The sequence below is a fragment of the Puniceicoccus vermicola genome (genome assembly GCF_014230055.1).
Lineage (GTDB): Bacteria > Verrucomicrobiota > Verrucomicrobiia > Opitutales > Puniceicoccaceae > Puniceicoccus > Puniceicoccus vermicola.
In genome coordinates this window covers 1-3445 of sequence record NZ_JACHVA010000031.1, presented here as the reverse complement: position 1 = coordinate 3445, position 3445 = coordinate 1, and the positions used below count along the sequence as shown (strand labels likewise).

Below are 3445 nucleotides of genomic sequence, written 5' to 3'. Positions count from 1 at the left end.
GATATGCAGAGAAGAAGAATGAAATTTATAGCCCTGATCGTGTTCTTGCTGCCTTGTGTATCCTTCGCGAATGAGTTTCTCAAGCTAAAGAAGATCGAAGGGCTTGAAGAGAATGAAACCATTCGATTTTTAGCTGACTGGCGAGATACCCACCCCGAAAAAGAATTATTCGAGGTTTCGAAGGGATTTATGATTCCTAAGGGTCCCAGCTACATAGATGTCATCTTTAACTCTATGTGGGATGGCAAGAAAGCGAGATACTCCGCCTCCATGATCAGAATCCCCCTGAAAAAGAAAATCTATCAGGGTGAGATGCTCAGTTCGGAGCCGGAAAGGATTGATGAAGTGGCTTTTGTGTATTTGAAAGGAAGTCGTGCTTCCGTTAATCCAAGCTTAACACAAAAGGATTGTATGGTTCTCCGCGATGAACTTCAGAAAGTCAGGGAGGCTGAATTCGAAGGCACAAGAATCCCATTTTCCCTTATTCAGCCTTTGATCACTGAAATTTACTCCCCAGAGGCAGGTCTCTATATCATGAAGCTAGGGAGCGCTGCTACGTATTCATCGGAATCTTACCATTTAGTCGTGAAGGCCAAAGAAGGCGAAACCACAGCCGAGCTTCGGCATCGAACCAATCTTGCGATCCCTTGAAACGCATATCCAGTCGCAGCTATCAACTCCTTTCGCGCTCCGCGCTACAGTCGCGATAGTGCTCTACGTTCGTCAGAAATGAAAAAAATTAAATGCATTAGTCCCGATGAGACGTTCTTCATCTACAAGACTGCATTTTCTGGCTACGTTTGCCCCGTTTGCGGGGAAGCAGGATTAAAAGAACGACCTTACGATGATGACGGAAGCCCTTCATTCGAGATGTGCACGTGTGGCTTCGAGTTTGGGTTCGATGATTCCCCTCTCGCATCAAAAGAAGCAGTGAATGGAATTAAAGAAAATTGGAAGCGATGGAGAGTCAAGGTCATCGAAGAAGCCGCAACCAACAGAGAGAGTCTAAAGCAATTAGAAGCAAACCTCAGAAACATTAACATCAGACTGGCATTTGATCTCATCCCAGTCGAAATCGAAAAGGACGAACAAGACGGTACTGGACAACGTCGCTAACGCGCCGCGCCAGAGCTCTACGTTCGCTAAAAATGAAGGAGGGAATTGCAAAATGGAAACTTGGCTGGAACGTCTTTTTACGGGCTTTACTGCTTTACCTGCTAATAGCCGTATTCTCTGTTCTTCTGATTCCCGCTAAAGGACTATGGGAATGGACCGCTTCTTGGCCTTTCTGGGCTCGCATTCCCATGTTGTTGGTTTGTCTTACTTTCGCGCTCTACATCTTTCCTATGATGTTCTACTGGACCGCACGAATCACTGGATATCTCCAAGGATCGGACCGCGATGAATTCTCAAGGATTCGATTGGTTGAAAGAGAAAAGAATGAATATGGAGAAAAAGATCCCTGGGAAGAATAGAACCTGCGTGGTGCGAACCAATCGGCCTAGGCAACCCGGAGTTCACGGCCGTGAAATCGTCAACCCATAGAACGCTGGACCTCTCGGGCCGGGTCGCCTAGCCTCCACGTTCTGCAAAAAAATGAGCGACATCATTGAAGAATACATCAAGCCACTCTATATGAAGGTTCTTCATGGCAACTTCGTAAAAGAAGAAAACGAAGCGTTCATCGAAACTTCTAATCGCGCATGTTCAGAATTGAGCGACAAAGACATTCAAGAGCTTCTGGGAAGAGGGTGGCGAGAAGCTATCGTTGCAAGCTGGATCGTTGCTCTTCGCAAGGAATCTTCATTTATCAAAAAAATGAGAGAGAATTTGATTCCTTCGAGATGCTGCTTTTCAGGTGAATTTCACCTAATTGCACTTGCGAGAATCAATAGCGAAGAATCCCAGCAAGTAATCATAGACTACTTGGAAAAATACCTTCCAGTGGGTTCAAATTGTTACGACCAGAAATGGGCATATGGAGCGCTTCATTTGATTAACCCGAGTCTAGCAAGAAAATATGATGACGACATTCTTTGGAAGCAGATTGAAGGCGGAAAAGAGTTTGGAATCATGGATAGAATGAAAGGCATTGATAAAGTTCGCTCTGTCTTTGATTTCATCGAAAGCAACTTTAACGACCTAAAGCAGAACCAGTCGCTTCTGGACAACGCCTAACGGCGCGCCAGAGCTCGACGATGGACGAACGCTTCGCGTTCGTCCATCGCGCCCCGAGCTGGGCTTCGCCCTGACGTGTCGACTCCGGACGCGAAGCGTCCTCCATCAACCCGCCAGGGGCAACTGCGCGATTCCACTTGCGCAAGCAAGCTTGCTCCAGTTACATCTCTTGTGCCCCAGCTCGGGGCGCGTTCGAGAATAAATGAAATCACCCCTGGTCATATTCCTTGCCCCTCTGTGCGTCTTTGGGTCTGAAATAAAGAAGGACTACCATTCGATGCTCGAGAGCTTCAAGGAATACGAAAATTTGCCTCTAAAAGAAGAAAAGAAGGAATACTTTCGTGAATTTTGGGATCGCTCGATTTGGGACGCTTATTATCAAAAGAATCCTGAGGCCCTCACGCAGTCCCTGGAACTTTCTGGGTTTGATGTTTCTGTATCTGGGCTGATTGAGCTATTCCAGTTTAGACCTCTCCCCTTTAGCGAACAGGACCCAGAGCGTAATTTGGATCACTACAAGAAAGGTTCGCTCTCACTCATTTCAACGCCTGTCGGTGATCAACTATCAACTGACAGTTCAAAGAGCATTTTAATCCTTCACGTGCATGAGAACTGGAAGCATCTATTTTACAAAGAAGATGATCGGTTAGTTCAACTCCACTTAATTAAGCAGGGAACATTGACGAGGTCTAAAATCGAACGAATTGGACTCGAACCAGCCGACGCAGACAATCCAGATTACCCGCCACAAAATTCTAAAAATCAACTGGACGACTGAGCCTACAGACTGGTTATCTGGTCTCGAGGTTCGTGGAAAAAATTATGAAAACTCAAGTCGAATTCAGATCTGATAAGTTCCCCGCCTATGAAGGTGAAGAAGAGGAAATCAACCCGGGTCTCTGGGGGCGTCGACTTGCAGAATATTTGACTACCAAACTAAAAGAAAAAGGAATCCCTATTGAGGATTACTTCACTGAAGATTGGGGCTACTATCTTCCAATCGAGAATAAAGAATTCCGGCTAGCGATCTGCTGCGGCCACCAGTATGGCGACGACAATGAGTTCTTGTGCTTCACTGAGCCTCGAACGCCGAAAGTAAGAAAGCTATTTAAAAAGATTGATGCTTCAGAGCAGTTGGAAAAAATAACCAAAGCAATGGACGAGATTTTGACATCAGATCCCGATATTCGAGACATCCAGTGGATCGAAGCAAACTAAGCACGAACAAGACGGTTCGGGACAACGGCTAATCGCCGCGCCCGACCTC

Annotated in this window: 5 protein-coding genes; all 5 read left to right on the top strand. The window is 46.1% G+C overall.

Annotation, left to right across the window (positions count from 1 at the left end):
• Positions 1–651, top strand: a 651-nt coding sequence (locus H5P30_RS02460; RefSeq protein WP_221774260.1) for a hypothetical protein, incomplete at its 5' end; no start/stop codon positions are given.
• Between the two features lie 78 nt (positions 652–729).
• Positions 730–1116: a hypothetical protein gene (locus tag H5P30_RS02455; RefSeq protein ID WP_185691376.1), complete on the top strand. Its 387-nt coding sequence runs from the start codon at positions 730–732 to the stop codon at positions 1114–1116.
• Between the two features lie 480 nt (positions 1117–1596).
• A complete protein-coding gene (locus H5P30_RS02450) occupies positions 1597–2178 on the top strand; it encodes a DUF6000 family protein (RefSeq protein WP_185691375.1) in 582 nt (193 codons plus the stop codon).
• A gap of 202 nt (positions 2179–2380) precedes the next feature.
• The gene (locus H5P30_RS02445; protein ID WP_185691374.1) at positions 2381–2956 is read left to right on the top strand and encodes a hypothetical protein; all 576 of its coding nucleotides are present in this window, start codon (positions 2381–2383) and stop codon (positions 2954–2956) included.
• Positions 2957–3000: 44 nt separating this feature from the next.
• Entirely contained in the window at positions 3001–3396 is a 396-nt protein-coding gene (locus H5P30_RS02440) for a hypothetical protein (RefSeq protein WP_185691322.1), read from the top strand.
• Positions 3397–3445: the final 49 nt, after the last annotated feature.